A 24,226-nucleotide genomic window follows, 5' to 3' on the forward strand; every position below is an offset into this window, starting at 1 on the left:
GCGAATGTTTCAACGAATTACTCCTTCAAGTAACGGCACGAAGCGTACCGGTTCCAGCCGTTCGAATTCAAAGCGCTCTCCCTCGCGCCTTACACGGGTCAGCCACTGGCGTCCATCGTGCCCTTCCAGCGGCGCGATCAGCACGCCGCCGTCCACCAGCTGGGACAGCAGAGGTTCGGGCAGTTCGCTGGCACAGGCGGTCAGCAGGATGGCGTCGAAGGGGGCGGCCTCGGGCCACCCGTGCCCGCCGTCGGCCAGCCTCAAGCGCGCGTTGTAGGTCTTCAACAGGCGCAGGCGTGAGGCGGCGATACGATGCAGAGCATTGATCCTCTCCACCGACCAGAGTTCCGTCACCAGACGTGCCAGGATCAGCGTCTGGTAGCCTGACCCGGTCCCCACCTCCAGCACTCGCTCGGGCGCCTGCTCGAGGATCAGCTCGCTCATGCGTCCGACGATCCAGGGCTGCGACAGGGTCTGGCCGTGGCCGATCGGCAGCGCGGTATCTTCGTAGGCACGATGCGCCAGGGCCTCGTCAAGGAACAGATGGCGAGGTTCCCGCGCCATCACCTCGAGCACGCGAGACGAGCGAATGCCCTGCTCGCGCATGCGGCTGACCATGCGGTCCCGGGTTCGCTGGGACGTCATGCCGACGCCTCTGAGATCAGGTGAGCGCATCAAGCCAGTCCTGCACATCATCGCGTGCGGCGTGTCGGGTCAGATCGGTCTGCAGCGGGGTGATGGAGACGTAACCCTCCGCCACCGCGGCGAAGTCCGTGTCCGGCGCATCGTCGGCATTTTCCCCCACCGGGGCGATCCAGTAGCGCAACCGTCCACGGGGATCGCGCGTCTCGATGGGGCGTTCGGCGGGGCCACGATAGCCCATGCGAGTGACGCGAAAGCCGCGCAGCTCCTCCCACGGCACATCCGGCACATTGACATTGAGCAGGCTGCGCGGCGGCAGCGAAAGCTGCTCCAGTGCCCCTACCAGGCTCGCCGCCACCCGGCCAGCGGTCTCGAAGTAGCGGTGCCCGACCAGTGACACGGCGATGGCCGTCATGCCCAGATTGCGCCCTTCCATGGCCGCCGCCACGGTGCCCGAGTAGAGCACGTCGTCGCCCAGGTTGCCGCCATGGTTGATACCCGAGATCACCAGATCCGGCGTCTCGTCCCAGACGCCGTTGACGCCAAGATAGACACAGTCGGCGGGGGTACCGTCGACGCTGTAGAAGCCGCTGTCCATGGGGCTGAGCGACAGCGGACGCGACAGGGTAAGGGAGTTGCTGGCACCGCTGCGATCACGATCGGGGGCGACCACCCTGAGCTTGGCATAGGGGCTGAGGGCGTCATGCAAGGCCTTCAAGCCAGGCGCGTTGACGCCGTCGTCGTTGGATAGCAGCAGTCTCCTCATGGTGTATCTCCCTGGTGTTGCTCGGCCACTGGTTGCGCGTCCCCGGTCAGCTCTTCCCCAGGCTGCCTGGCCACAGGCTCCTTCACTAAAGGCTCGTCGACGGACGGCGCGTTGCGAAAGCTCAAGGTGGGGTGATCCATCAGCTCACGCAGCACGGCGGTGGCAAAGGCCCCGGCGGGCAAGCGGAACTCGAGCCACACCGCGTCGCCCTGACGCCATAGACGGGCCTCGGTGGGCATGACTCTCAACGCCCGTCGGGACGCCTTGACCCTGGCCTTCTCGAGTCCGGCGCAAAGCGCCGGCGCCTCGGCCAGGACGTCTTGCTCCAGCGCCTCGGCTCGCTCCCGGGCGCGACTGCCACCGGTCCCCCAGAGTACCCCGGCGGGATGGATGTCGCCTTGCTCGAGGCGCGCCTTCAAGGCGTCATCGGGGCTTTCCACGTCGAACAGGCTGTGGGTACCTTCCAGCATCATCACATCGCCGGCCAGCACCTCTCGCCAGCAGCCCCTGCGCAGACGCTCGGCCAACTGGGCGTTGAACAGGTAGCTGCGAGCGGCGGACAACAGCATGCCCTCGCGGTCATCACGCTTGCGCCAGCCGCGCTCGAGCACCGCACAGGCCTTGCTCAGGTTGCGCCCCTCGTGACCGAACCGCTGGGGCCCGAAATAGTTGGGCACCCCGTCGCTCACCAAGGCCTCGAAGCGCTGTTCGAGCCCAGGGTCCCGAGCCACCTCGCCGGTCAGCTTCAGACGAAAGCGGTTGCCGCGATGGACCCCACGCTTGAGCTTGCGCGGATGACGGCTGGCGGCCTCGACCACATAGCCCTCCGCCGCCAGTCGTGCGTCGAGATCTTTCGGCGCCTCACGCCCCGCAAGATGCACCGAGAACCACTGACGCGTTACCGCCGTGCGGTCCTTCATGCCGGCATAACCGACGTCGCGGCGACTCACCTGACACTGGTGGGCCAGGGTCGAGGCGACCCTGGCGGTGGTGGTGTCACGCTTGGCGATCCACAGCCACAGGTGCTCGCCCTGGCCCTCAGGAGCGAACCCAAGGTCCTCCTCGACCTGGAAATCCTCGGGGGTTTCCCGGTAACGCCCAGCCATCGGGGCGCCGAAACGCTCGTCCAGATAGCGCGGCCAGTCCGGGGGCCAGACGATGGCATCGCTCATGTCGATTCGGCCCTCGTGACACTGGCGCCAGGGTCCCCGGCGGCGCTGGTGGCATCATTGTCAATGGCCGCCATCAGCACCACCGCCTCGGCGGCGATGCCCTCGCCACGCCCGGTGAAGCCGAGACGCTCTGTCGTGGTGGCCTTGACGTTGATGGCGCCCCTGTCGATGCCCAGGTCCTCGGCCAGGGCGTCGCGCATGGCACCGAGATGCGGTGCCATCTTCGGCGCCTGGGCCATCAGGGTAGCGTCCAGGTTGGCCACCCGGTAGCCGGCCTGCGCCACCCGTGCCACCACCCGCCGCAGCAGGTCGCGACTGTCGGCGCCCTTCCACTCAGGGTCGGTATCCGGAAACAGGTGACCGATATCACCGAGGGCGCAGGCGCCCAGCAGCGCATCACTGATGGCATGCAACAGAACGTCGCCATCGGAGTGCGCCACGAACCCCCGATCGAAGGGCAGTCGCACGCCCCCGATCATCAGGTGGTCACCCTCGCCGAAGCGATGGACGTCGAAGCCGTGGCCTATGCGCAGGGGCAGCAGCATGTTCATGAACTCTCGTGCAGATCCCGGAGCACCGCGTCGCCGGCCAGGATCAACTCGGCCAGGCGCAGGTCCTCGGGGTGGGTGATCTTGATATTGTCGCGGCGACCGGCGACCAGTCGGGGCGCGCGGCCCAGGGCCTCCACCGCCGACGCCTCGTCGGTGATCCGGCCGACACCGATGCCGTCCGGCGCCAGCGCCCGGGCCAGAGCTTCCTGAAGCAGAGCAAAGCGAAATGCCTGGGGCGTCTGGGCCTGCCACAGACCCCGTCGGTCCTCGGTGTTCGCCACCGCCCCCTGGCCATCGTCACGCTTGATGGTATCCGCCACCGGCGAGGCCAGCAGCGCCCCGTCAGGGCTCGCGAGGGCAGCGTTGTAGAGCCGTGACAGGTCATCGGCGCTGACACAGGGGCGCGCCACGTCGTGCACCAGCACCAGGTCATCGGGGGCGCCTTGGGCGGCGACCGCCGCCAGGGCATTGACCACGCTGTGCACGCGCTCGGCGCCGCCGGCCACCCGCTGCCAGTCGGTAAAGGGGACCAGCGCCGGGTCGAACCAGTCGTCATCGGGCGCCAGGCACAGGCACAGCCGCGCCTCGGGAAAGCTCTGATGCAGCCGCGCCAGGGTATGCGCCAGCACCGGTCGCCCCGCCACTTCGAGATACTGCTTGGGGCAGGTCCCGCCGACCCGCTTGCCGACGCCCGCCGCCGGCACGATCAGCCACAGTCGGCTCATTCACTGGCCCCCTGGGCAGATCCCGGTGTCGGTTGGGCCACCGGGGCGACGTCGGTCTCGACCCCGGGCACCCAGAAGAACTGCTCGTCGGTGCGCACCATGCCCACATCGCTGCGAGCGCGTTCCTCGATGGCATCGAGACCGGTCTTGAGGTCCACCACCTCGGCGCTAAGGCGAGCATTGCGATCGCGCAGGGGCTGGTTTTCCGCCTCCAGCGCCGCCACCCGCCCGCTGACTTCATTCATTTCCATGACACCGCCCTGGCCCAGCCACAGTCGATACTGAAGCAGGGCGAGCAGTGCCAGCAGCACTATCGCCAAGGTCTTGAGCATGCAGGTACCGTCGACATTCGATTCGGCGCCTAGTATGCCATCGCCGCCCGGTCGGGGGCGAGTCGCGGGTCGGCCCATGTCACGATGGCCAGGAGAGCGCATCAAGACCAGAGGCACCAACGCAATCGGCCGACCCCGAGGGTCGGCCGACTCACTGGCGAGCGTTCTTGCGCTGGTTAAATGCCAACCGCTCTATAGCTGGAACGGCATACGGAAGGTCAGGCTGATATCCGAGGCGTCATCGGTCATGCCGATGCCCAGGTTGGTGACCACCGAGGTGGAATCGGTCATGGCGTAGGTGCCACCGATATTGAACACCCCGATAGTGGCGTCACTGCCGATAACCTCGGTCTCATTGCCACCTTCCGGAGTAATCTCGGTCTTGCGGATATATTCGTGGGAGTAGGACAACGCCAGACTCAGCCGCTCATTCAAGGCAAAGGCGGTACCGAAGCCTGCGCTGATGCTGTCACCCAGATCCACATCGGCGCGCTGATCACCCTCACCCGCCGAAATATCGTCGAAATCTTCCTCGATATTGTAGGTGTAGCCCAGGTTGGCGAAGACGATGGCCGGGTCCAGAGTCTTGAGTACCGACACCCCGGCAGTCACGCCCCAGACGCCGTTGCCGGTGGGCAATTCCTTGGGAACCGACAGGTTACCGGCGGTATCGGATTGCTCGATTTCGATGCCGTAGGGGTCCTTGCCGGTGGGCGCACGCACCCCCAGACTGACCACCACGTCGGGCCTCTCCACGGTCTCCGGCAGCAGCCGGTAGGACAGGCTCGCCGAGATATCACCTAGCCCGGCTTCATCGACGTCATCCTCCACATTGCGTTCTGTGGAGAACTCACCACCGATGGACTGGATGGTGGTGGTGCGATAGACGAAGGGCACATTGATGCTGGCTTCCAGCCGATCGGTCAGGCCATAACGGGTATTGATATCCAGGGTGGTAATGTGGGTCTCGACATTGTCGAGATTCAGCTCGCCGAGAAAGATGGCGTCCAGTGCCAGAAAGCCGCGTAGTGCCAGGCTATCCCGATCCGAGTAGGTGTAGGTGATCCCGGGTTCGATGGTCAGGCGATCGGAAAACAGCGCGTGCTCCTCGCGGAAAATATCCTGCACGCTGCGCGAGGCCTCCTGGGATTCCAGCGCTTCTTGCTGTTCGGCTCCGACGGTCTGTTGTGCAAGAGCAGGCGCCGCAGCACCGGCCAGTAAAAGGCCCGCCAACGGCGGGCAGAGCGTCCTGTTGATGACGATATTCACGTCGATCTCCTTGTCCCCGAATGAAATCGTTTGTACTTCTTGTCGAGCGTCTACTGCGCCCTTCTGCTCCCCTTCCAGCAGGGTCCCCCGACACTCCTGGTAAAGTGTAGTCAAATTGTGCGTTTACGACGGCCAAATCCTTCATAGCTGTCAACGCAGTGCCGCCGCGGACTTGATGCCGCTGAGCATGCCGGGTACCGCCCTGTCTCCCACCCCGGCCTGGTTACCCATATACAGCTGCAGCCGGGTCAGGTTGCGCACCTGCTGCATGTTGCTGGAGAGCTGGATCGCCTGATTCAGCCCGCCGCCGGGTACAATGGCCTGACTGATGCTGCCCATACCCGGAATGTCCACGGATACGCTCATGTTGTTGCCGACGGCGGATACCGCGATGGTACTGCCGGCGATGGAGCGGGTCAGATTGCCGCTGGTGTCCGGGCTCACTCCACCGAAGCTCGAGGCGTCCATGACATCGATGACCAGGTCATTGGCGGCGACGTTGAAGTCCCCCCCCGCCTGGATCGACTGCACCACGCCGGAGGCGTTGGCGGTGCCCCGATCGACTATCGTTGCACCGTTGCCAAGACTTGCCAGACCCGCGGCGCTCTCCACCACGGTAATGGTGGGCTGGAAGCTCACCGTGGGTTGGCCTCGACTCAGATCACCCAGCATCTGCGCCCCGGCAGATAGATGATCCCCCGCCGCGGTGCGCCATTCGCTGACCATCTGCACCCCGAAAAACATCAGGCGCCCCTTATCGGCGAAGCGCCCGCGCTGTTGTCCCAGTTCACTGTCGGATAGCTGACGCGCCTCGCTGAAACCCTCGAAGCGGTCAAAGTCGGTGGTGGCAGCCAACGCTGCCGGTGCGCCCAGAGCCAACGACAATGCCAACAGCATTGCCCAGTATTTCAGCCCTGGTCCCCTGTCATGTCCCATCATGGTGTTGCCCCCTGATCGACGGCGCCTTCCTGCTCGCCGCTGAGCCTTGCCGAAAGAGCGTTATCGTTATCAGAACAGTTCAGCGTGACGGAAACCGAAGTCGATCATCTGCTCGCGTGAGACGGGCGAAAACACGTCCTTCATTCGATGCGCCGTCAAAGGCTGGCGCGGATCGAGCAAGGCGGTATAGCGATCGAAGCCGTCGCCCACCACCGCGAAGATGATATTGTTCCAGGCGGCCATGAATTCGTCCCGGGACATCACCCGGTTGCCCAACGCCGGATCACCGATATAGACGCGATCTGCGCTGGCCTTCTTCATGACCACGAAGTGTTTGTAGCCGTTGAGGTCCAGTAGGACGATCACCGGAATCGAGACGTCATCCAGGGTCTCGGCGTCGACTTCATAGCCGCGCCCGCGCAGGCCCAGGGTCTCGACATAGTTCTTCAGATCCAGCAGGGAGAAGCCCTGCTGCTGTACCAGCTCCAGGTCGGCTACCTCCAGCATCCCCGCCAGCACGTCGTGCTCGGTGGTGTCGGGACGTTGGTAGGCGTACTTGAGCAGGGTGGCCAGCGAAGCGGCACCACAGGAAAAGTCGGTGCGCTGCTCGACCAGATTTTCGTAGCGACGCTCACGGATGGACTGCACGTCCTTGTTGATCACCGTCCCCGGCACGATCCCTCCCAGGCGAATGGTGGCAGCCTGGGTGTTGCCGAGTGGTAGTGCGAGGCCGATGGCCAGTGCCGCGGCCAGCGGCCAGCGTGGCAGTGTCATGACCTGTCCCCCGTATCCAGATGGTGAGTGTCGTATTGGCCAGCTTCTTGGTGAGCTTTGGCGGTCGTGTCTTGTTGGAAAGATCCCCGACCCAGATGGGCCGGGGAAGTACCGATTGGATCGAACGGATTACTGCGCTTCGCCCGCGCCACCGCCGGTGGCTGCGCCGCCCATGCTGGAGGCAATCGACAGCGAGTTGCGCTGCATGTTGCCGGTGCCGGAGGCGATGTTGACGCCGATGTTGCCGGTGGCGCCGCGCAGGGCATTGCCGCCCAGGGTGGCAGTATTTTCCTGGTAGACCAGCACTTCATTGAAGGAGTTGCTGGAACCGGAAGCGGTGCCGGCCAGGCCAATCAGACCGGCCTCGACGAAGCCGAGAGAACCGCCTTCTTCACCCTCGAAACGACCGTCGTTGCCATCCGGGCCCTGGTCGTCGAAGTCAGCATGGCCCCACAGGGACTCGCCGCCGGGGTGGCTATCGCCGCCCTGCCAGATTTCCGGATAGACGTCGTTGGTCTGCTCCCAGTTGCCCTCGTAGCTACCGACACCGCCACCGATGTAGCCACCGCCCAGTACCACGCCGGCGCTGAACTCGGAGCCGCTTTCCAGGGTCACGACCTGTCCTGCGGTGGTGGTGCTGTTGTTGTAGCTGGCCTGGACGCCGCCGGTGGTGGCGTCGGCGCTGCCGCTGGCGGTGTTGACGGCTGCCGCCAGGCTGTTGTGCTGGGCGTTGCCGATACCAGCCGCGACGTTGACGCCGATGTTGCCGCTGGCGTTACGCAGGGCGTTGCCACCCATCAGGGCAGTGTTCGGGCTGCCGGTGATGCCAGTCATGTTGTTGGAGGTGGACTGGAAGGAGAAGGAAGCCGCCTGGCCGAATACGGTGGCCGCGTCGGAAGACGACAGCGCGGCGTCGTTGGCCTGCTGGTTGTTGTCACCGGCGGCCACGTTGGCACCGATATTACCGGCAGCACCCTGCAGGGCATTGCCGCCCAGGGTCGCGTCATTGGTGGTCAGGTCTTGCGTGGCATAGTTGTTGTCGCTGAACTGCTTGCTGTCCACGGTGGCGCCGGAGTAGTTGTCATCTGTAACCAGGGCTCCACCGAGCGCACCCAGCCGCTTGTAGGTGTGGGAATCGTTCTTGATATGAACGTCGTAGCGGTTGTTGACGTCGGAATCCATGTAGGAATCGGTGTCAAAGCTGTTGTCCGCCAGTGCCGCCGGTGCGACCAGAAGTGCAGAGATGGCCAGAGCGAGCGGTGCTTTTTCGAAAGTTTTCATGATCGTTCTCCTGAATGAACCGTACTGTCTTTTCACTGCTTTTATTGACGTCACTCGTTGTCTTCCACGCTTGCTCTATTGGTTGAAGCGATAGCTGAAGCTGTTGCGAGTGGCGTTCCCCGTGCCGGCTGACTGGTTGACCTGAATCACTCCTCTGGCGCCCCCGAAGGTACTCTCATCGATCTCGAGATTCCGGATGGCGCTGTCGGAGCCATTGCTGCTCGACCCATTCAGCCCCTGCCTTGGTGCCAGCACCTGTTGCAGACTGTCGTCGCTCAGGCCGCTGACCGTGCTCCCCAGAGCCATGCCGAAGCTGTTGCTCTGAAGGTTGCCTATCCCCGCCGCCTGGTTGACGGACATCCACCCGGAGGCTCCACTAAAGGCGCCCTCCCTGATGGCGGTGCCCACCTCCATGCCGGCGAGTCGTTCGTCGATGCGCACCTGCTGCACCAGACGATTGTTGATGGTGGCGCCATCACCGATGGCCAGGGCGCCGCTGTTGGACTGCAGATTCTGGTTGCCCGCGGCCTGGTTGGCCGCCGCGACACCACTGACACCGCTGAGCGCCTGTCCGCTGATCACGCTGCTGCTGCGCAGGCCGCTCAGGTCCTGGCCCTGGGCCGGGTCCGGGCTCACCATCACCAGCCCGAAGGCGGCGGTAAGCACCAGGCTGCGAGTCAGCCGTACCGGCACGAATGAAGGCTTGAAGATCCGCATGATCAGCGCCTCCCGCCGGTCAGGGGCGCCAGCGCGCCAGTCACGGTATTGGCGATACCCGAGGTCGCCCCGATCACGCTGCCACCGGCTGCCGATCCGCCACCGACCGAGGTCGCTACCCGATTGCTGCTGCCCAGGGGGCCGGTGCCGAGATTGGCGCCGGTACCCAGGGCGCGGTGCATCTGACTCATGCCGCGGCCTACGCCGGCGGAGATACTGGCCGCCCGGGTGTCATCGAGCATGATCGCGGAGACCCCACCCATGCGGGTGTGAACGCTGCCGGTGGCGCTGCGCGCCATGTTGCTGCTGTGCATCAGGTCGGCACGGCCACGAATCGGCCCGCTTTCGCGATTGACGTAGCCGAATGGCGCAGTCTCGACCTCTCGCAGCATGATGATCTCGCCGGGCTGGACGCCGGGGCGAAGATCGGCGCCGAGGCTCTGGTCGGTCCCCACACCGACCAGGCCCACCGCTACTACCGCTGCGGCCAGGGCCAGACGCCACTGGCACGTCACGGCGTTCCCGCTTCCCCCTTGCCCTTCTTTGTGCTTCAGGTGTCCCATGGTGATCACCAGTCCCGTTGCGTAGTGACGTTGGCGCTCTGACGGTTGTTCAGCCCGTTGGCTGCGCGATGGCTGCTGTCGTCGCCCCCGCCTCCGGCACCTCGTCCCGGCCGTTCGTCCCAGAGGATGACGCCGTCGGCGTCGATTCCCTGCTCCGGCACGAAGCGGCCTCGAATTGTGTCCAGCGCCCCGTCATTGACGAGGTGCTGCTCCCCGGGAGCGCCGAACACCTGCTGCTCGTCGAGCATCGCGGTGTCCGATCGGGCCGACATGGATCCGGTGGCGGCCAGCGCCACACCGATCGCGATGGACGCGCCAAGGACTAGGGTCCGGCTGTTTGCGATCGTCTGGTTCATGTCGGCGTCTCCTCGGGTCCTGTTCCCGTTGCAGTGTTTCTCCTGCACAAAGAACAGAGCAATCGCCGTGCCAACTTATAACCTGTTGATTTATAGGCATTTTTATTTTTGTGCGAAATGAAGAGTGTTAAGCGGATGAAACAACGCACCTTCAGCCGATGAGAAAAAACAGCACAAAACATCGTCAACTATCTGTTTTGTCGGTGGTTTTCCAAAAAGTACCGTTACTGGTACAGCACAGAACTGAGCGATAGCGACAAACAGGCAAAGCGACGCTGCCAGCCTGGCACTATCGTGCTGAAGGGCCCGCGTGGCGGGGGTTTCAGAAGAAACAGCAAAAAAATGTGGCAGGGTGTGTTCAAGGACGACATTCGCGTTACGAGGGAAGCCGGCACCTTGTACGGATGGGGGAGAAATGTCAGAAATCACATGATTGAGCACAGTTAAAACTGACCCATCAACAAGCAATATACTGATATAAAAGGTATTTTTTAGACATTCACCACTTCAACACTGTCCTTCTGGCCAATGTTTCAACAAAGCAACACTTTTGCGCCAGGCCCATTTTTCGGGAGTACGAAGCATCAGCTTCGTCCGCATAGCGTCGACATCTTGCCGCGATCTCTCAACGTCGATAATCGGATCCGGATGTCAGAGCGCAGATACAAGGGTGATAGAAGGACCCAGATGCCAGGGCGATAGAAAGCCCCCAGATAGCAGAGCACTGGAACCTGGATGCAAAAAGCCCCGCTTGCAGCGGGGCTATTAAAGAGTGGTTTGCCGAGAGGTCATATAGCCGAGATGTCATATAGAGAGAAGAGAGCGCTGCGAGGAGAGACCTGCCGATAACGCCTCTTCACTATCGCTCGAACAGAATCAATGACACCAGGCCGTCAGGAAAAGGCGGCCTCCTGGGGAGGCGTACGTGAAATACCGTGCTTGTCGAGCAACCGATAGATGGTCACCCGGGAGACGCCAAGTTCCTTGGCGGCGGCGTTGACCCGGTACTTGTTGCGCCCCAGCGCCGAGAGCAGCGCATCACGCTCGGCTTCCTCGCGAACCTCTTCAAGCGTTATCTGGTGGCGGTTCAAGCCACGCCGTTCGATGCCGAGGTCCTCGGGCTGGATCAGGCGGTTTTCGCACATCACCATGGCCCGGCGAACCCGGTTGATCAGCTCGCGGACGTTGCCGGGCCAATGGTAGCGCTGCATCACCGACAGCGCCTCTCGGGAAAAGCCTTTCAGACAGGAGGCCTTCTCGCAGGAGAAGCGCTCGAAGAAGAAACGCGCCAGGATCTCGATATCTTCCGAGTGCTCGCGCAAGGCAGGTACCTGCACCTGGAGCACATTGAGCCGGTGATAGAGATCCTCCCGAAAGCGTCCCTCCTTCACCGCCAGCTCGAGATTGACGTGGGTCGCGGCGACGATACGTACGTCCACCGGAATATCCTCGAGCCCACCGACGCGCTGGATACAGCGCATTTCCAGAAAGCGCAGCAGGTTGACCTGAAGCTCCAGCGGCAGGTCGCCGATCTCGTCGAGGAACAGGGTGCCACCGTCGGCCGCCTCGATACGACCGATCTTGCGTTGCGAGGCACCGGTGAAGGCGCCCTTCTCGTGGCCGAACAGCTCTGACTGAATCAAATGCTCGGGCAGGGCGCCGCAGTTGATGGCGTGAAAGGGCTGGCGCGAACGCGTGGAGCGCTCGTGGATGGCCTGAGCCGTCAGCTCCTTGCCGGTACCGGACTCACCGCTGATGAACACCGGGGCATCGACCACCGCCACCTTGCGGATGGTCTTGAACAGGTTCCACATCACCGGCGTCGTACCGACGAACTCGTACTCGCTGTCTTCGGCGGCGGCCGACATGCGCTGTTCTTCACGGTCGCGCTGCTGCAGCATCGACAGTTCCGCAGCGTGCTCCATCAGAATCGACAGGCGTAGCAGATCCACCTGGGGCGACACCAGGGAGTGGCTCAGGTGGGCCATGATGCGACGCATCTCGGGGTCGTCACACTGATCCGAGGTGCCGACCGCGATCCAGGGCCTTTCGCTTTTCAGGATCAGCGGTTCCAGATGGCGCAGGTCCTGACAGGACAGGTCCTCCAGTACCATGATGCCGACCCGGCAAGGGTCATCAGGCTGCAAGCGGCAATCCGACAGCGGCGACACCAGCGGATGCATCTGCCAGCCACTCGACTGCAATCCCTCCAGCAGGTGGCCGGCACGACCACCGGGGTCGCCGATCCACCAACTGCAACGTTGCTTGACGTCCATCGCCTGTCCCCTGAACCCAACCGCCCGCAGACACCAGCAACGATCGGACTGTCGCGCCAGCGCGACTACGAACCCGACCGCCCTCGATCCATCTGCGCCTGCGTAATGTAATCGTTATCTCACATGAGTATCGGTTGAATCATAGCACCGTATTACGCTCTACCTCGAAACGGTAGTCCACGGTGGGCCGCCGCCACATACAGTTCGAGCTGTCGGGCTTCCTCTTGACAAAATCGCGCTACCGCATCGTTGAGGCGGGGATCATTGACATGATGCAAGGACGTCAGCCGGCGGGGGACGAAGCCCCGGGACACCTTGTGCTCACCCTGGGTTCCGGGGTCAAAGCAGTCGAGGCCTCGCGCAAGGCAGTGCTCGATACCCTGGTAGTAACAGGCCTCGAAGTGCAAACAGTCGGCCAGCACCTCGCTGCCCCAGTAGCGACCGTAGAGGGTTCGAGTTCCCTGAAGGCAGAGCGCGGCGGCCACCGGGCGGCCTTCAACAAAAGCTTGAACAAGCACAAGGTTTTCCGGCATATGACGGCGAAGCCGCTGAAAAAATACCTCGCTTAGATATCCTGTCGTACCTCTTTCGAGATAGGTGATGCGATAGCAGCGAAAGAAGTGGCGGATCGCCGCTTCGTCGATCTCGCTGCCCTCGAGGCGCCGCAGTTCGATGCCCTGGTCGGCGACACGGCGACGCTCGCGTCTTACTTCCTTGCGCCGTTTCGATGTCATCGCCGCCAGGAATCCCTCGAAGTCGCCGAAGCCCTCGTCTCGCCATTGAAACTGCACGCCGCTTCGGGCGATCAGGCCCGGACAGGCCTGTCGCCAGGCGGCCACCTCCGAGTCCTCGGCAAACAGCAGATGCCAGCCCGATAGCCCGGGGTCGTCTTGCCACTGGCTCGCCAGCATGGCCATGACGGTCTGCTCGTCTTCACCTTCTGCCAGTGCCAGGCGCGGGCCTGGCGCCGGGGTGAAGGGGATCGCGCTCACCGCCTTGGGGTAGTAGCGCCCCCCGGCACGCTCCCAGGCATCCGCCCAGCTCCAGTCGAACACGTACTCGCCCCAGGAGTGCTCCTTGAGGTAGTAAGGCAGCAGGCCTACCAGTCGCGCCCCTCGCCACAGCGTCAGATGTCGAGGCTGCCAACCGGTGCCCTCCCCCACCGCACCGGTGGCCTCCAGCGCATCGAGAAATTCGTGACGGGCAAAGGGGTGGTCCGGGTCCACCAGGGCGTTCCAGTGCTCGGCCGGCACCTCGGCGACGGTCTCCAGGCACTTGACCGAAAGACCTTCCTCGGCGTGGCCGCCCTGTTCTTGCTGCGGGGATGATGGCGTCACAACCCACTCCTTGCACTTTGCGATTCAGCCACAGAGTGCCAGACTTTGGAGGTGCTCGTCGCCGAGATCGTCGAAGGCGGCGACCACCGGCCACTCCCTGTAAAAAAACTACATATTCGACCAAAGCACTCGGTCAAGGGGGAGGAAATTGGCTTTTTATTTGGTAAAGTTACGTACCTGACCCGCATCAACACGTCTGAGGTTGACCATGGCTAGCCAGCAAGCTTCTTCGCTCGATCCCACCGTCGCCCGCGTCACCGAGCGCATCCGTGAGCGCTCTCGGCAAAGGCGCGCCCTCTACGAAGAGCGCATGGAGGCCCAGCATCGTCGCGGCGTCCATCGCTCCGAACTGTCCTGCGGCAACCTGGCCCACGGTTTTGCCGCGTGCGGCAGCGAGGACAAGAATCAGCTCAAGCTGATGAATAGCGCCAACCTCGGCATCATCTCGTCGTACAACGATATGCTGTCGGCGCACCAGCCGTTCGAGACCTTTCCCGAGGTGATTCGCGAAAGCGCCCGCCAGATGGGCTCTACCGCCCAGTTCGCCGGCGGAGTGCCGGCCATGTGCGACGGCGTCACCCAGGGCCAGCCGGGCATGGAGCTGTCGCTGTTCTCCCGCGACGTCATCGCCATGGCCACCGCCGTGGGCCTGTCGCACAACATGTTCGACGCCGCCCTCTATCTTGGCGTGTGCGACAAGATCGTGCCGGGCTTGTTCATCGGCGCGGCGCGCTTCGGCCACCTGCCGACTACCTTCATCCCGGCCGGGCCCATGCCCAGCGGCCTGCCCAACAAGGAAAAGGCCCGCGTCCGTCAGCTGTTCGCCGAGGGCAAGGTCGGCCGTGACGAGCTGCTGGAAGCCGAGTCCGAGAGCTACCACAGCCCCGGTACCTGCACCTTCTACGGCACCGCCAACTCCAACCAGCTGATGATGGAGTTCATGGGGCTGCACCTGCCGGGCGCTTCCTTCGTCAACCCCGGTACCGACATGCGCGAAGCGCTGACTCGTTTCGCCACCGAACAGACGATCCGCAATACCGAGCCCGGCGGCGACTACCGCCCGTTCTATCGCCAGATCGACGAGCGTGCCATCGTCAACGCCATGGTCGGCCTCTTGGCCTCCGGCGGCTCCACCAACCACACCATGCACCTGGTGGCCATGGCCGCGGCGGCGGGTATCACCATCAACTGGGATGACTTCTCGGAGCTGTCCTCCGCGGTGCCCAGCCTGACCCGGGTCTATCCCAACGGCCAGGCCGATATCAACCACTTCCAGGCCGCCGGCGGCATGAGCCTGCTTATCCGGGAGCTGCTCGGTGCGGGCCTGATCCACGGCGACATCCCGACGATATTCGGCACCGACCTGACCGCCTACACCCAGGAGCCCTTCCTCGAGGATGGCAAGCTGGTATGGCGCGAAGGCCCCCTGGAGAGCCTCGACCCGGACGTGCTGCGCCCGGTATCCAACGCCTTTGCCGCCACCGGTGGCCTCAACGTGCTCGAGGGTAATCTCGGCCGTGGCGTCATCAAGGTGTCGGCGGTAGAGGCTCAGCACCGGGTCGTCGAGGCGCCGATCAAGATCTTCGAGGAACAGAACGACCTCAAGGCCGCCTTCGACGCCGGCGATCTCGACCGTGACGTCATCGTGGTGGTGCGCTTCCAGGGCCCCAAGGCCAATGGCATGCCCGAACTGCACAAGCTGACCCCCTACCTGGGCGTCCTGCAGGATCGCGGCTACAAGGTTGCCCTGGTCACCGACGGGCGCATGTCCGGTGCCTCGGGCAAGGTACCTGCGGCCATCCACATGACCCCGGAGGCGCTGGACGGTGGCCCGCTGGCCAGGCTGCGTGATGGCGATGTGGTGCGCCTGGACGCCGACAAGGGCGAGCTGTCTGTCGTGCTCAGCGACGCCGAATGGCGGGATCGTCCCAAGCGCGTGGCCGAACTGGACCACTACCATGTGGGTCTGGGTCGCGAGCTGTTCGGCGGCTACCGTCACCTGGCCATGGGCGCCGAGGAAGGCGCCGGCGTCTTCGGTGGCTTCGAGGCCGACGACCTCGAGCGCCAGCAGGGACAGATCCACGACGAGGACGCCTGAGTTCGCCCATGACACGCCAAGCGCTGATCGGGGACATCGGCGGCACCAACGCACGCTTCGCGCTGGTGTCGCCGGGCAAGACTGCCCCCCACGACATCCTGACCCTGCCCTGTGCCGACTATCCCGGCGTGGTGGAAGCTGCCCGTGACTACCTCGAGCGGGTGGGCGCCAGCGGCGAGAAGGCCCCGCGGGAGGCGTGCCTGGCGTTCGCCTGTCCGGTGCACGCCGAACGGGTCAGCATGTCCAACAATCACTGGAGCTTCCTGAAGGGCGAGGTCAAGCGTGACCTTGCCCTGGATGACTTCAAGGTCATCAACGACTTCATGGCTCAGGCGCTCGGCGTCCCCCACGTCGATTCGCATGATCTGGTCAGCATCCAGACCGGCGAGGCCGAAGGGCACGCCGCTCGACTGGTCATCGGACCGGGCACTGGCCTCGGCATGGCTGGCCTCTTCCCGGCACGGCGCGCCTGGGTGCCACTGCCCAACGAGGGTGGCCATGCCAGCTTCGCGCCCACCGACGAACAGGAGCTCGAGATCTATCGACGCCTCCACCGTCGCTATGGCCGGGTCAGTGTGGAACGCATCCTGTGCGGCCAGGGCCTGCTCGACCTTTACCGAGTACTGGCCGAGATCGATGGTCTGGAGGCCAGCGCCAGCACGCCGGCTCAAGTCACCGAGGCCGCCAACCGCGGCGACCCGCTGGGGCGTGATACCATTCTGCGCTTTCTCAAGATCCTCGGCGACGTGGCGGGCGACGCTGCGCTGACCCTGGGTGCGAGAGGCGGCGTCTACCTGTGTGGTGGCATCGTGCCACGGCTGATCGACTGGCTGCCTCACAGTGGGTTTCTCAGCGCCTTCTGCAACAAGGGAAGGATGCGCCCTTACAACGAAGCCATCTCCATCCAGGTGGTCACGGCCCCGTGGACGGGGCTGCTGGGCGCCGCCGAGGCGCTCCACAACGAGGAGGTCGAATGATTCCGGCAACGCTCAAGACACGTATCGACGAGGTAGAGGGCCAGGGGCACATCCACTGGGCCGGCCGCGACATCTGGGTGGCCAACGAGAGCTGGGGCCAGCTGGCGATCTCGTTGCAGGGCGCCCAGGTGCTTCACTTTCAACCTGCGCCCGACGCCACGCGAGCCGCAGGCGCATCTCCCGCGCCCGACCCCACGCGAGCCGCAGGCGCTTCTCCCGCCAAAGCCACCGTCGACAGCGGTGCGGATGATCCTCTGGTGCCCGCTGGCTGGCTGTGGGTGACCCCCACGCCCCAGGACGTGCCGGGTGCGATTCGTGGCGGCATCCCCCTGTGCTGGCCGTGGTTCGCCGACGAGAACACCGCCGACGAGTCCCCCGACCGCTCCGGCCCGATGCACGGCCCGGCGCGCAAGGCCGACTGGCAACTGGACGCGGTGGACGAGCACGAAGACGGCGTCGAGGTGCACCTGTCACTGCCACAGCGCCTGCACAGCCAGTTGCATCCCCGTGCGGTGGTCCAGGCCAACGCCCAGCGTCTGCACGTGGAGCTGATCACCGAGCACCTGGGCGAGACGCCGGTGAAGATGACCGCCGCCCTGCACAGCTATCTGGCGGTGGATCAGGTCTTCGCCTGTCGCGTCGAAGGCCTCGTCGGGGCCCGCTACCTGGACAAGCTCAAGGGCTTCGCCGAGAGCGAGCAGGTGGGTGAGCTCGGGGTCCGTGAAGGCGTCGATCGTATCTATCATTCCAACGCCGAGGTGGTGCTCGATGACGGCCAGCGCCGCCTGCGAGTGGCTCGCCAGAACAGCGACTCGGTGGTGGTGTGGAATCCCGGCGAGACACCCAACCCGGACACCCCGCTGGACGCCGCCCGCCGTTTTCTGTGCGTCGAGTCCGCCAACACCCGCCTCGATCCGGTGTGGCTGGTACCCGGCGCCCAGCATATGCTCGGCACCACCCTGTCGCTGGCCGACAACCACTGATCGACGAGGAATCCCGCCATGACCCCCGTGATCGCCTTTGGTGAAGCCCTGGTCGACATGCTCTCCAGTCGTCTCGGTGATGCCGCCGAGGGACCAGAGACCTTCACCCCCTACGCCGGTGGCGCGCCGGCCAACGTGGCCGTGGCCTGTGCGCGACTGGGACTGACCAGTCGCTTTCTCGGCATGCTGGGCGACGACCACTTCGGCGACTTCCTGGCCCGTGAGCTCGAGCACCACGGCGTCGACGTCTCCGGCGTATCGCGCACCCGCGAGGCCCGCACCGCCCTGGCCTTCGTCTCCCGCGACGCAGACGGCGAGCGCACCTTCGACTTCTATCGTCCTCCCGCCGCCGACCTGTTGTATCGCACCGAGCATCTGCCCCATGGAGTGTTCAGCGAGCCCGCCATCGTCCACCTGTGCAGCAACAGCCTTACGGACGATGCCATCGCCGCCACCTCCCTGGCGATCACCGAGATGGCCTCCCGGGCTGGCTGTCTGGTCAGCGTCGATGCCAACCTGCGTCACAACCTCTGGCCCGAGCACAGCATCGACGTCGGCCTGGTCACCCGCCTGCTCGACCAGGCCGACCTGATCAAGCTGTCCACCGATGAACTCGACGCCCTGCGGGGTGATCACCCACGTGACGACTGGCTGGCCGAACGCCTGGCCGCCGGTGCTCGCCTGATCGTGATCACCGATGGTCCCGGTGCAGTCGCCGCCCACACCACCCAGGGCGTCAAGCGCATGACACCGCCGCCGGTCAAGGCGGTCGATACCACCGCCGGTGGCGATGCCTTTATCGGCGGTCTGCTGGCGGCTCTGGCCGACCACGACTGGCAGCGCCCCAACTGGCAGCACGACGAGGCCTTCCTCGAACGCGCCCTGACCCTGGCCTGTCGCTGCGGCGCCCACGCGGTGACGCGCCCCGGCGCCTACGCGGCCCTGCCGCGCCGCGAAGACGTGATCGACAGCTGACATCACGACAACCTCGGGTGACCCGAAAGTCCCCCGCCGCCATGCCAGGGCCTATCGCCTCCCCGCCCTGGCATGGCGCCAGCGATTGACCAGCCTGTGGACGATCAGCGGCAGAAAGATGGCAGCCACCGCGCAGCCCTGGAACCAGGCCAGACGATAAGGGTGCGCCCATGCGCCCGAGTATCCAGTCAGGATCCCCGTGCAGGTCAGCACGATGGCCGCGGTGATCGTTGCCGCCAACCACTCGAGCCTGACCCAGCGCCGCGACCAGCGGTACACCACGACTCCTTCGACCAGCGACAGCAACACAACCCCCCACGAGTGGTAGCCCAGGGTCATCCCCCAGGACACACCACCCCGATACTCCCTGCCCAGGTAATCGGCGATCTCATGACCGACGCTGTACCCCACCACCAGTAGCAGAAAGCGCAGTCCTGGTAGTCCAAGCACGCGGTAAAGCAATCCTAGCTTCATTGACGGCCTATTCCATCACTGCGTTGACGGCTTGGGTCAGGCCAGGTCCCTGGCCTGCACCAGATGCCTTCCGGCTGGCGCGCTGATGGCGCCCTGCACCAGCGCCTCGGCGATGCGGGCCACCGGACTGGGTCGCCACTGGCGCGGCAGCAGCGGACGCAGACCGCGAGAAAGCGCGAGCCCCAGGCGCTCGGCGTGGCGCACCTCGGCTCGCTCACCGTCGATCAGGCCCGGCCTGACCAAGGTCAGGCTGGGGTAGTCGAGGTCGAGCAACTCGGCTTCCAGTTCGCCCTTGACCCGGGAGTAGAAGAAGCGCGAGCCACGATCGGCGCCTAGCGCCGAGTTCAAGGCAAAGCGTTCGGCACCGGCGGCTCTGGCGCGGCGCGCAAACCACAGCGGCAACTCGAGATCCACACGTCGAAAGGCCTCTCGCGAGCCGGCGGCCTTGAGGGTGGTGCCCAGTGCGCAGATCACGCCATCCGCCTTCCACCACTCGTCATTCCCCGCCAGCGCCTGTGCATCACCTCGTCCAGTCTTGTCCGGTCGCAGTGACTCCAGATCGGCGAAATCGACGACCGGGGCGGCTAGCCTTGGGTGCTCCAGCGTCAGCGGTCGGCGTACCGGTGCCCGCACCTCGGTGACGTCGGGATGGGCCAATGCCTGGCGCAGCGCCTCGCTACCCACCAACCCCGTCGCGCCCAGTATCAACAGTTTCATAGGTTTTCTCCGCTCGCTCAGGCAACCATCATCCCATGGCGGCGGACAAAAAAAATCCGGCCAGAGGCCGGATCAAGGACAGCACCAGCTGTCGAGAGAGCACATGGATAGGCATGACGCCCTTCCGGTGCAGAGAGCTCAGGAATCATGACGAAGCGGCCAGCGCCGCTTCGTCATCGAGCATTCGGTGATGGCTTCAGTGATGGAAACGATCCGCGGCTTCCTTGGCCAGGGCGCGGATGGCGTCCCAGTCACCGGCGTCGACCAGCGACTTCGGGGTCAGCCAGGAGCCGCCCACGCACATGACGTTAGGCAGCGCCAGGTACTCGGAGGCGTTGCCCAGGTTGATGCCGCCGGTGGGGCAGAAGCGAGCCTCGCCAATGGGGCCGGCGAAGGCCTTGAGCGCCTTGACGCCACCGCTGGCTTCGGCCGGGAAGAACTTGAAGCGACGATAGCCGTACTGCCAGCCGGTCATCAGCTCGGAGATGGTGGCCACCCCCGGCAGCATCGGCACCGGGCTCTCGACGCCATAGCGGTAAAGCGCCTCGGTGGCGCCCGGGGTCACCACGAAGTCGGCACCAGCCTGCTCGACCTGACGATACTGGGCAGGTGTCAGCACGGTACCGGCGGCGATGCTGGCCTGGGGCAGCTCCTTCTTCAGCCGGGCGATGGCCTCGATCGCGCAGTCGGTGCGCAGGGTCACCTCGAGCACGCTGAGACCGCCTTCGACCAGGGCGCGGCCCATGGGCACGGCGTCCTCGATGCGATCGATGACGATCACCGGGATCACCTCGGCCTTCAGGCAGATGCTGTCGAGCTCGGTGGTGCGGGTAGACGGAAGCTGTTTTTCAATGGTCATGAGCGTGGCTCCAGGAAATCAGGGCGCCCAGTAGACGGCCAGCGGGCAGCTAAGAAAGGCACGAATGGGCAGTTCACGTACGTTGTCACCGGCCATGGCGCTTCCCAGCACGGCGCGCTTGTCGTCACCGGTCAGGTGCAGGTAATGGCGGCGGGCATGGTGCAGGCGCTCGGCGCTCAGGGTAATGCGCGCCTGGGGCTGGCTCGGTGTGCGCACCGCCACCACATGGGCATCGGTGCTCAGTGCCAGGTCCAGTTCGCGACTGTCAGGAAAAAGTGAGGCGGTATGGCCATCGCCGCCCATCCCCAGGATCACTACCGATGCCGGCCAGGACAGGCCCGTCAGTCGCTGGGCGACCTCGTCGGTGCCTTCCTCGGGGGTATCGTGTTCGGTGGTGAGCGGGACAAAGGTGGCCGCCTCGGCCCGGTTGATCAGCAGGTGCTTCCTGACCAGCCGGGCGTTGGAATCGTCGGCCTCGGCAGCGACCCAGCGCTCGTCGGCCAGGGTCACGTCGACCCGATCCCAGGGCAGTGTTTCCCGGGACAGTGCCTCGAAGAACGGCACTGGGGTGGAGCCGCCGGACACGATCAGCAGGGCGCGATCCTGGGACGACAGATCCTCGCGCAGCGCCGTGGCCACGGTCTGGGCCAACTGGTGCGCCAGTTGCTCTCGGGGAGACGGAGAAAGTTGCTCGCTGCTCATGTCAGTAGTCCTCGTACCAGCTGCGTCCGTCCTGGGTGATCATGGCGATGGAGGCCACCGGTCCCCAGGAGCCTGCCGGATAGCGGCGCGGCGGCTCGTCACGATCCTGCCAGGTAGCGATCAGCTCGTCGCACCAGTGCCAGGCATGCTCGACCTCGTCACGCCGAACGAACAGGTACTGCTGGCCCTTCATGACTTCGAGCAGCAGACGCTCGTAGGCGTCGGGGATACGTGCCTTGGGGAAGGCGCTGTTGAAGTCCAGGTGCAGCGGGCCACGGCGCAGGCGCATGCCCTTGTCGAGACCACTGTCCTTGGTCAGCACCTCGAGGCGGATACCTTCCTCCGGCTGCAGCCGGATGATCAACTTGTTGGCGGCCAGCGCCCGCTGATCCGGGTCGAAGATATAGTGCGGCTGCTGACGGAAGTGGATCACGATCTGTGACAGCTTCTCGGGCATGCGCTTGCCGGTACGCAGGTAGAAGGGCACGCCGGCCCAGCGCCAGTTGGACACCTCGGTCTTCATCGCCACGAAGGTCTCGGTATGGCTGCGGGTATTGGCGCCTTCTTCCTCGAGATAGCCGGGTACACTGGTGCCGTCGCTGGTGCCGGCGGTGTACTGTCCGCGCACCACGTCACGTCCGATCATGTCGTCGGTGAATGGCTTGAGCGCCTTGAGCACCTTGACCTTCTCGTCGCGGATGGCGTCGGCGTCGAGGTTGGCCGGCGGGTCCATGGCGATCAGGCAGACCAGCTGCAGCAGGTGGTTCTGGACCATGTCCCTGAGCTGGCCAGCCTCGTCGAAGTAGCCCCAGCGGCCCTCGATGCCGACCTTCTCGGCCACCGTGATCTCCACGTGGGAAATATGGTTCTGGTTCCACTGGGTTCCGAACAGCGGATTGGCAAAGCGCAGCGCGATCAGGTTCTGCACCGTCTCCTTGCCCAGGTAGTGGTCGATACGATAGACCCGTGACTCGGGGAACACCGCCCCCACCGCATCGTTGACCTCCCGCGACGACTCCAGGTCGTAGCCGATCGGCTTCTCCACCACCACGCGGCTTTGCTCGTCCAGGCTGCCACTGGCCTCGAGGTGGCGGCAGATATCGCCATACAGGCTCGCCCCCACCGCCAGATAGACCACCAACGGGCGCTGCTGACCGCCCTGCTCACGCCACTCTGCGATGGCGCCATAGCCTTCCACTGTGGTGAAGTCCACCGACAGGAAGGACAGGCGATCGAGGAAACGGGCGACCACCTTGTCATCGAGCTCGCTCGACTTGACGTATTCCTTCAAGGAGCCATGGATGCGCTCGCGGAAGGCCTCCTGGTCGATGTCCTGACGCGCCAGGCCAAGAAGCCGGGTGTCATCATGCAAGAGTCCTTCGCGGTCCAGCTGGTAGAGCGCCGGGAACAGCTTGCGGCGAGACAGGTCGCCCAGGGCGCCGAACAACGCCAGATCGATGTCGGTACGCTCGGCGTCACCGGATCGGGTGTGTCGTGTCATAACCGTCCTCGTTTGGTGGTAGACCCCTGGATATCGCAGAAGGCTATCGAGCGAGATGTGTCCTGCTTACCGTCAGGGTATCTAAGTTTACAAAAAAATGGTCAACTTTCGACGGCCAGATTGAAAAATATTTTGTAAACTTACACAAAATATCCCGCTGGCGCGCTTATACGTTGGATGTAGATCGGTGGAGCGCTAGGATAGCCGCCAATACGTAGTTAAATCACCACATCCCCAGAGAGAATTGTCTCGGGTACCCCAATAAATGCGCCGCTGCCCGCGCACCACCGCGCAGTTGCCCGCGCCTTTCGTCACGGAGCCGACCTCGACCATGGTTCGCCACGACCTTATCGAACGCATTCGCACCCGCCTCGACGAGCTCAACCGCTCCGAGCGCAAGGTCGCCGACGTCATTCTGGCCGACCCCGCCGCCGCAACCGGCATGAGTATCGCCAGTTTGGCTCAAGCTGCCTCGGTCAGCGAACCTACCGTCAATCGCTTCTGCCGAAATTTCGAGGCCAAGGGCTATCCCGACTTCAAGATCCAGCTGGCCCAGAGCCTGGCCGGCGGCACCCCCTATGTCAGCCAGGCGGTGGAACCCGATGACGGTGCCGAGGCCTACAGCGGCAAAATCTTCGGCGCCACCATCGCGGCGCTGGACCTCGCCAGTCGGGAGGTCGCTCCCGAGCGCATCGAGCGCATGGTCGACTACCTGATCCAGGCCAAGCAGATCCACTTCTTCGGCCTCGGTGCCTCCGGCGCGGTGGCCCAGGACGCCCAGCACAAGTTCTTTCGCTTCAACCTGCCGGTCAGCGCCTACATCGACGTACTGATGCAACGCATGGTCGCCTCGGCCTGCCACACCGGCGACGTGGTGGTGGTGCTGTCCTATACCGGGCGCACCCGGGAACTGGTCGACATCGCCGCCCTGGCCCGTGAAAACGGTGCCGTGGTGCTCGGTATCACCGCGCCGGACTCACCTTTGTCGCGCCAGTGCACCGAAACCCTTGCGGTCAGCGCGCCCGAAGACACCGACCACTACATGCCGATGACCTCACGCATGGTACAGCTTGCGCTGATCGACGTGCTGGCCACCGGCGTCACCCTGCGTCGCGGCGAGGACTTCCTGCACCACCTCAAGAAGATCAAGGACAGCCTGCGCAGCACAAGGTACAGCGTCGACGAGTGACAACAACGTCAGGCCCGCTCCTCGGCTTGCCTCCTTAGCGTATTGGCACAA

The 24,226-nt window shown here is 64.5% G+C and carries 25 protein-coding genes; 5 read left to right on the forward strand and 20 right to left on the reverse strand.

The window, feature by feature from the left end:
- Window positions 1–9: 9 nt before the first annotated feature.
- The 15 genes from NFH97_RS04170 to NFH97_RS04240 form a co-directional block, all read right to left on the reverse strand.
- Window positions 10–675, reverse strand: a complete 666-nt coding sequence (locus tag NFH97_RS04170) for a protein-L-isoaspartate(D-aspartate) O-methyltransferase (RefSeq protein ID WP_045991033.1) — start codon at window positions 673–675, stop codon at window positions 10–12.
- Window positions 662–1,408, reverse strand: a complete 747-nt coding sequence (surE, locus tag NFH97_RS04175; protein ID WP_045991032.1) for a 5'/3'-nucleotidase SurE — start codon at window positions 1,406–1,408, stop codon at window positions 662–664. Before surE ends, NFH97_RS04170 begins: the two co-directional genes overlap by 14 nt.
- The gene (gene truD, locus NFH97_RS04180; RefSeq protein WP_071211075.1) at window positions 1,405–2,580 is read right to left on the reverse strand and encodes a tRNA pseudouridine(13) synthase TruD; all 1,176 of its coding nucleotides are present in this window, start codon (window positions 2,578–2,580) and stop codon (window positions 1,405–1,407) included. The genes surE and truD overlap by 4 nt, the downstream gene beginning before the upstream one ends.
- A complete protein-coding gene (ispF, locus tag NFH97_RS04185) occupies window positions 2,577–3,113 on the reverse strand; it encodes a 2-C-methyl-D-erythritol 2,4-cyclodiphosphate synthase (protein WP_045991067.1) in 537 nt (178 codons plus the stop codon). Before ispF ends, truD begins: the two co-directional genes overlap by 4 nt.
- Before the next feature lie 14 nt (window positions 3,114–3,127).
- Entirely contained in the window at window positions 3,128–3,856 is a 729-nt protein-coding gene (ispD, locus tag NFH97_RS04190; RefSeq protein ID WP_045991031.1) for a 2-C-methyl-D-erythritol 4-phosphate cytidylyltransferase, read from the reverse strand.
- Window positions 3,853–4,188: a cell division protein FtsB gene (gene ftsB, locus NFH97_RS04195; protein ID WP_045991030.1), complete on the reverse strand. Its 336-nt coding sequence runs from the start codon at window positions 4,186–4,188 to the stop codon at window positions 3,853–3,855. Before ftsB ends, ispD begins: the two co-directional genes overlap by 4 nt.
- A 192-nt stretch (window positions 4,189–4,380) precedes the next feature.
- The gene (locus tag NFH97_RS04200; RefSeq protein ID WP_231498461.1) at window positions 4,381–5,457 is read right to left on the reverse strand and encodes a transporter; all 1,077 of its coding nucleotides are present in this window, start codon (window positions 5,455–5,457) and stop codon (window positions 4,381–4,383) included.
- A 150-nt stretch (window positions 5,458–5,607) separates the two neighbouring features.
- Window positions 5,608–6,396 carry a hypothetical protein gene (locus NFH97_RS04205; RefSeq protein WP_124802684.1) on the reverse strand — a complete coding sequence of 263 codons (789 nt, stop codon included), beginning with the start codon at window positions 6,394–6,396 and terminating at the stop codon, window positions 5,608–5,610.
- 69 nt (window positions 6,397–6,465) lie between these two features.
- The gene (locus NFH97_RS04210) at window positions 6,466–7,170 is read right to left on the reverse strand and encodes a C39 family peptidase (protein WP_108131380.1); all 705 of its coding nucleotides are present in this window, start codon (window positions 7,168–7,170) and stop codon (window positions 6,466–6,468) included.
- A gap of 129 nt (window positions 7,171–7,299) precedes the next feature.
- Window positions 7,300–8,451, reverse strand: a complete 1,152-nt coding sequence (locus NFH97_RS04215; RefSeq protein ID WP_108131379.1) for a FapB/FapC family functional amyloid domain-containing protein — start codon at window positions 8,449–8,451, stop codon at window positions 7,300–7,302.
- A gap of 75 nt (window positions 8,452–8,526) precedes the next feature.
- Window positions 8,527–9,168, reverse strand: a complete 642-nt coding sequence (locus tag NFH97_RS04220) for a FapB/FapC family functional amyloid domain-containing protein (protein WP_045991028.1) — start codon at window positions 9,166–9,168, stop codon at window positions 8,527–8,529.
- A 2-nt stretch (window positions 9,169–9,170) separates the two neighbouring features.
- The gene (locus tag NFH97_RS04225; protein WP_045991027.1) at window positions 9,171–9,683 is read right to left on the reverse strand and encodes a hypothetical protein; all 513 of its coding nucleotides are present in this window, start codon (window positions 9,681–9,683) and stop codon (window positions 9,171–9,173) included.
- A 53-nt stretch (window positions 9,684–9,736) separates the two neighbouring features.
- Window positions 9,737–10,087: a hypothetical protein gene (locus NFH97_RS04230; protein ID WP_045991026.1), complete on the reverse strand. Its 351-nt coding sequence runs from the start codon at window positions 10,085–10,087 to the stop codon at window positions 9,737–9,739.
- 893 nt (window positions 10,088–10,980) lie between these two features.
- Window positions 10,981–12,363 (reverse strand): sigma-54 interaction domain-containing protein, encoded by a 1,383-nt coding sequence (locus tag NFH97_RS04235; protein WP_231498460.1) that lies wholly within the window; start codon window positions 12,361–12,363, stop codon window positions 10,981–10,983.
- Between the two features lie 152 nt (window positions 12,364–12,515).
- Entirely contained in the window at window positions 12,516–13,700 is a 1,185-nt protein-coding gene (locus NFH97_RS04240) for a GNAT family N-acetyltransferase (RefSeq protein WP_108131378.1), read from the reverse strand.
- 208 nt (window positions 13,701–13,908) lie between these two features.
- On the opposite strand from NFH97_RS04240, the gene edd reads away from it, so the two are divergent.
- Genes edd through NFH97_RS04260 form a run of 4 tightly spaced genes read left to right on the forward strand, consistent with a single transcriptional unit; the run spans window position 13,909 to window position 18,733 of the window.
- Window positions 13,909–15,798: a phosphogluconate dehydratase gene (gene edd / locus NFH97_RS04245; RefSeq protein ID WP_045991024.1), complete on the forward strand. Its 1,890-nt coding sequence runs from the start codon at window positions 13,909–13,911 to the stop codon at window positions 15,796–15,798.
- An 8-nt stretch (window positions 15,799–15,806) separates the two neighbouring features.
- Entirely contained in the window at window positions 15,807–16,775 is a 969-nt protein-coding gene (gene glk / locus NFH97_RS04250) for a glucokinase (RefSeq protein WP_108131377.1), read from the forward strand.
- Window positions 16,772–17,758 carry a D-hexose-6-phosphate mutarotase gene (locus NFH97_RS04255; protein ID WP_045991022.1) on the forward strand — a complete coding sequence of 329 codons (987 nt, stop codon included), beginning with the start codon at window positions 16,772–16,774 and terminating at the stop codon, window positions 17,756–17,758. The genes glk and NFH97_RS04255 overlap by 4 nt, the downstream gene beginning before the upstream one ends.
- 18 nt (window positions 17,759–17,776) lie before the next feature.
- The gene (locus NFH97_RS04260; RefSeq protein ID WP_045991021.1) at window positions 17,777–18,733 is read left to right on the forward strand and encodes a carbohydrate kinase family protein; all 957 of its coding nucleotides are present in this window, start codon (window positions 17,777–17,779) and stop codon (window positions 18,731–18,733) included.
- Between the two features lie 51 nt (window positions 18,734–18,784).
- Here the strand turns inward: NFH97_RS04260 and NFH97_RS04265 are convergent, their stop codons facing one another.
- The 5 genes from NFH97_RS04265 to zwf form a co-directional block, all read right to left on the reverse strand.
- Window positions 18,785–19,207 carry a hypothetical protein gene (locus NFH97_RS04265; protein ID WP_045991020.1) on the reverse strand — a complete coding sequence of 141 codons (423 nt, stop codon included), beginning with the start codon at window positions 19,205–19,207 and terminating at the stop codon, window positions 18,785–18,787.
- Window positions 19,208–19,243: 36 nt separating this feature from the next.
- On the reverse strand, window positions 19,244–19,924 hold the full coding sequence (locus NFH97_RS04270) for a Rossmann-fold NAD(P)-binding domain-containing protein (protein ID WP_124802692.1): 681 nt from the start codon (window positions 19,922–19,924) through the stop codon (window positions 19,244–19,246).
- Window positions 19,925–20,120: 196 nt separating this feature from the next.
- Entirely contained in the window at window positions 20,121–20,783 is a 663-nt protein-coding gene (locus NFH97_RS04275) for a bifunctional 4-hydroxy-2-oxoglutarate aldolase/2-dehydro-3-deoxy-phosphogluconate aldolase (RefSeq protein ID WP_045991018.1), read from the reverse strand.
- 18 nt (window positions 20,784–20,801) lie between these two features.
- Entirely contained in the window at window positions 20,802–21,485 is a 684-nt protein-coding gene (gene pgl, locus NFH97_RS04280) for a 6-phosphogluconolactonase (protein ID WP_349622264.1), read from the reverse strand.
- Window position 21,486: 1 nt separating this feature from the next.
- Window positions 21,487–22,986 carry a glucose-6-phosphate dehydrogenase gene (gene zwf, locus NFH97_RS04285; protein WP_045991016.1) on the reverse strand — a complete coding sequence of 500 codons (1,500 nt, stop codon included), beginning with the start codon at window positions 22,984–22,986 and terminating at the stop codon, window positions 21,487–21,489.
- A 331-nt stretch (window positions 22,987–23,317) separates the two neighbouring features.
- On the opposite strand from zwf, the gene NFH97_RS04290 reads away from it, so the two are divergent.
- Window positions 23,318–24,175, forward strand: coding sequence for a MurR/RpiR family transcriptional regulator (locus NFH97_RS04290; protein WP_045991062.1), 858 nt, complete (start codon window positions 23,318–23,320; stop codon window positions 24,173–24,175).
- The last annotated feature ends 51 nt before the right edge of the window (window positions 24,176–24,226 follow it).

The sequence above is a fragment of the Halomonas sp. SCS19 genome (genome assembly GCF_040147015.1).
GTDB classification, from domain to species: domain Bacteria; phylum Pseudomonadota; class Gammaproteobacteria; order Pseudomonadales; family Halomonadaceae; genus Halomonas; species Halomonas litopenaei.

What these genes read in the sequence shown, in the direction of transcription:
- truD (WP_071211075.1), bottom strand. Translation starts at nt 2,580, where the DNA reads ATGAGCGATGCCATCGTCTGGCCCCCGGACTGGCCGCGCTATCTGGAC.
- NFH97_RS04230 (WP_045991026.1), bottom strand. Translation starts at nt 10,087, where the DNA reads ATGAACCAGACGATCGCAAACAGCCGGACCCTAGTCCTTGGCGCGTCC.
- NFH97_RS04235 (WP_231498460.1), bottom strand. Translation starts at nt 12,363, where the DNA reads ATGGACGTCAAGCAACGTTGCAGTTGGTGGATCGGCGACCCCGGTGGT.
- NFH97_RS04260 (WP_045991021.1), top strand. Translation starts at nt 17,777, where the DNA reads ATGACCCCCGTGATCGCCTTTGGTGAAGCCCTGGTCGACATGCTCTCC.
- NFH97_RS04205 (WP_124802684.1), bottom strand. Translation starts at nt 6,396, where the DNA reads ATGATGGGACATGACAGGGGACCAGGGCTGAAATACTGGGCAATGCTG.
- NFH97_RS04170 (WP_045991033.1), bottom strand. Translation starts at nt 675, where the DNA reads ATGCGCTCACCTGATCTCAGAGGCGTCGGCATGACGTCCCAGCGAACC.
- glk (WP_108131377.1), top strand. Translation starts at nt 15,807, where the DNA reads ATGACACGCCAAGCGCTGATCGGGGACATCGGCGGCACCAACGCACGC.
- zwf (WP_045991016.1), bottom strand. Translation starts at nt 22,986, where the DNA reads ATGACACGACACACCCGATCCGGTGACGCCGAGCGTACCGACATCGAT.
- NFH97_RS04210 (WP_108131380.1), bottom strand. Translation starts at nt 7,170, where the DNA reads ATGACACTGCCACGCTGGCCGCTGGCCGCGGCACTGGCCATCGGCCTC.
- edd (WP_045991024.1), top strand. Translation starts at nt 13,909, where the DNA reads ATGGCTAGCCAGCAAGCTTCTTCGCTCGATCCCACCGTCGCCCGCGTC.
- NFH97_RS04290 (WP_045991062.1), top strand. Translation starts at nt 23,318, where the DNA reads ATGGTTCGCCACGACCTTATCGAACGCATTCGCACCCGCCTCGACGAG.
- ispD (WP_045991031.1), bottom strand. Translation starts at nt 3,856, where the DNA reads ATGAGCCGACTGTGGCTGATCGTGCCGGCGGCGGGCGTCGGCAAGCGG.
- surE (WP_045991032.1), bottom strand. Translation starts at nt 1,408, where the DNA reads ATGAGGAGACTGCTGCTATCCAACGACGACGGCGTCAACGCGCCTGGC.
- NFH97_RS04220 (WP_045991028.1), bottom strand. Translation starts at nt 9,168, where the DNA reads ATGCGGATCTTCAAGCCTTCATTCGTGCCGGTACGGCTGACTCGCAGC.
- NFH97_RS04255 (WP_045991022.1), top strand. Translation starts at nt 16,772, where the DNA reads ATGATTCCGGCAACGCTCAAGACACGTATCGACGAGGTAGAGGGCCAG.
- pgl (WP_349622264.1), bottom strand. Translation starts at nt 21,485, where the DNA reads ATGAGCAGCGAGCAACTTTCTCCGTCTCCCCGAGAGCAACTGGCGCAC.
- NFH97_RS04215 (WP_108131379.1), bottom strand. Translation starts at nt 8,451, where the DNA reads ATGAAAACTTTCGAAAAAGCACCGCTCGCTCTGGCCATCTCTGCACTT.
- NFH97_RS04265 (WP_045991020.1), bottom strand. Translation starts at nt 19,207, where the DNA reads ATGAAGCTAGGATTGCTTTACCGCGTGCTTGGACTACCAGGACTGCGC.
- NFH97_RS04275 (WP_045991018.1), bottom strand. Translation starts at nt 20,783, where the DNA reads ATGACCATTGAAAAACAGCTTCCGTCTACCCGCACCACCGAGCTCGAC.
- ftsB (WP_045991030.1), bottom strand. Translation starts at nt 4,188, where the DNA reads ATGCTCAAGACCTTGGCGATAGTGCTGCTGGCACTGCTCGCCCTGCTT.
- NFH97_RS04270 (WP_124802692.1), bottom strand. Translation starts at nt 19,924, where the DNA reads ATGAAACTGTTGATACTGGGCGCGACGGGGTTGGTGGGTAGCGAGGCG.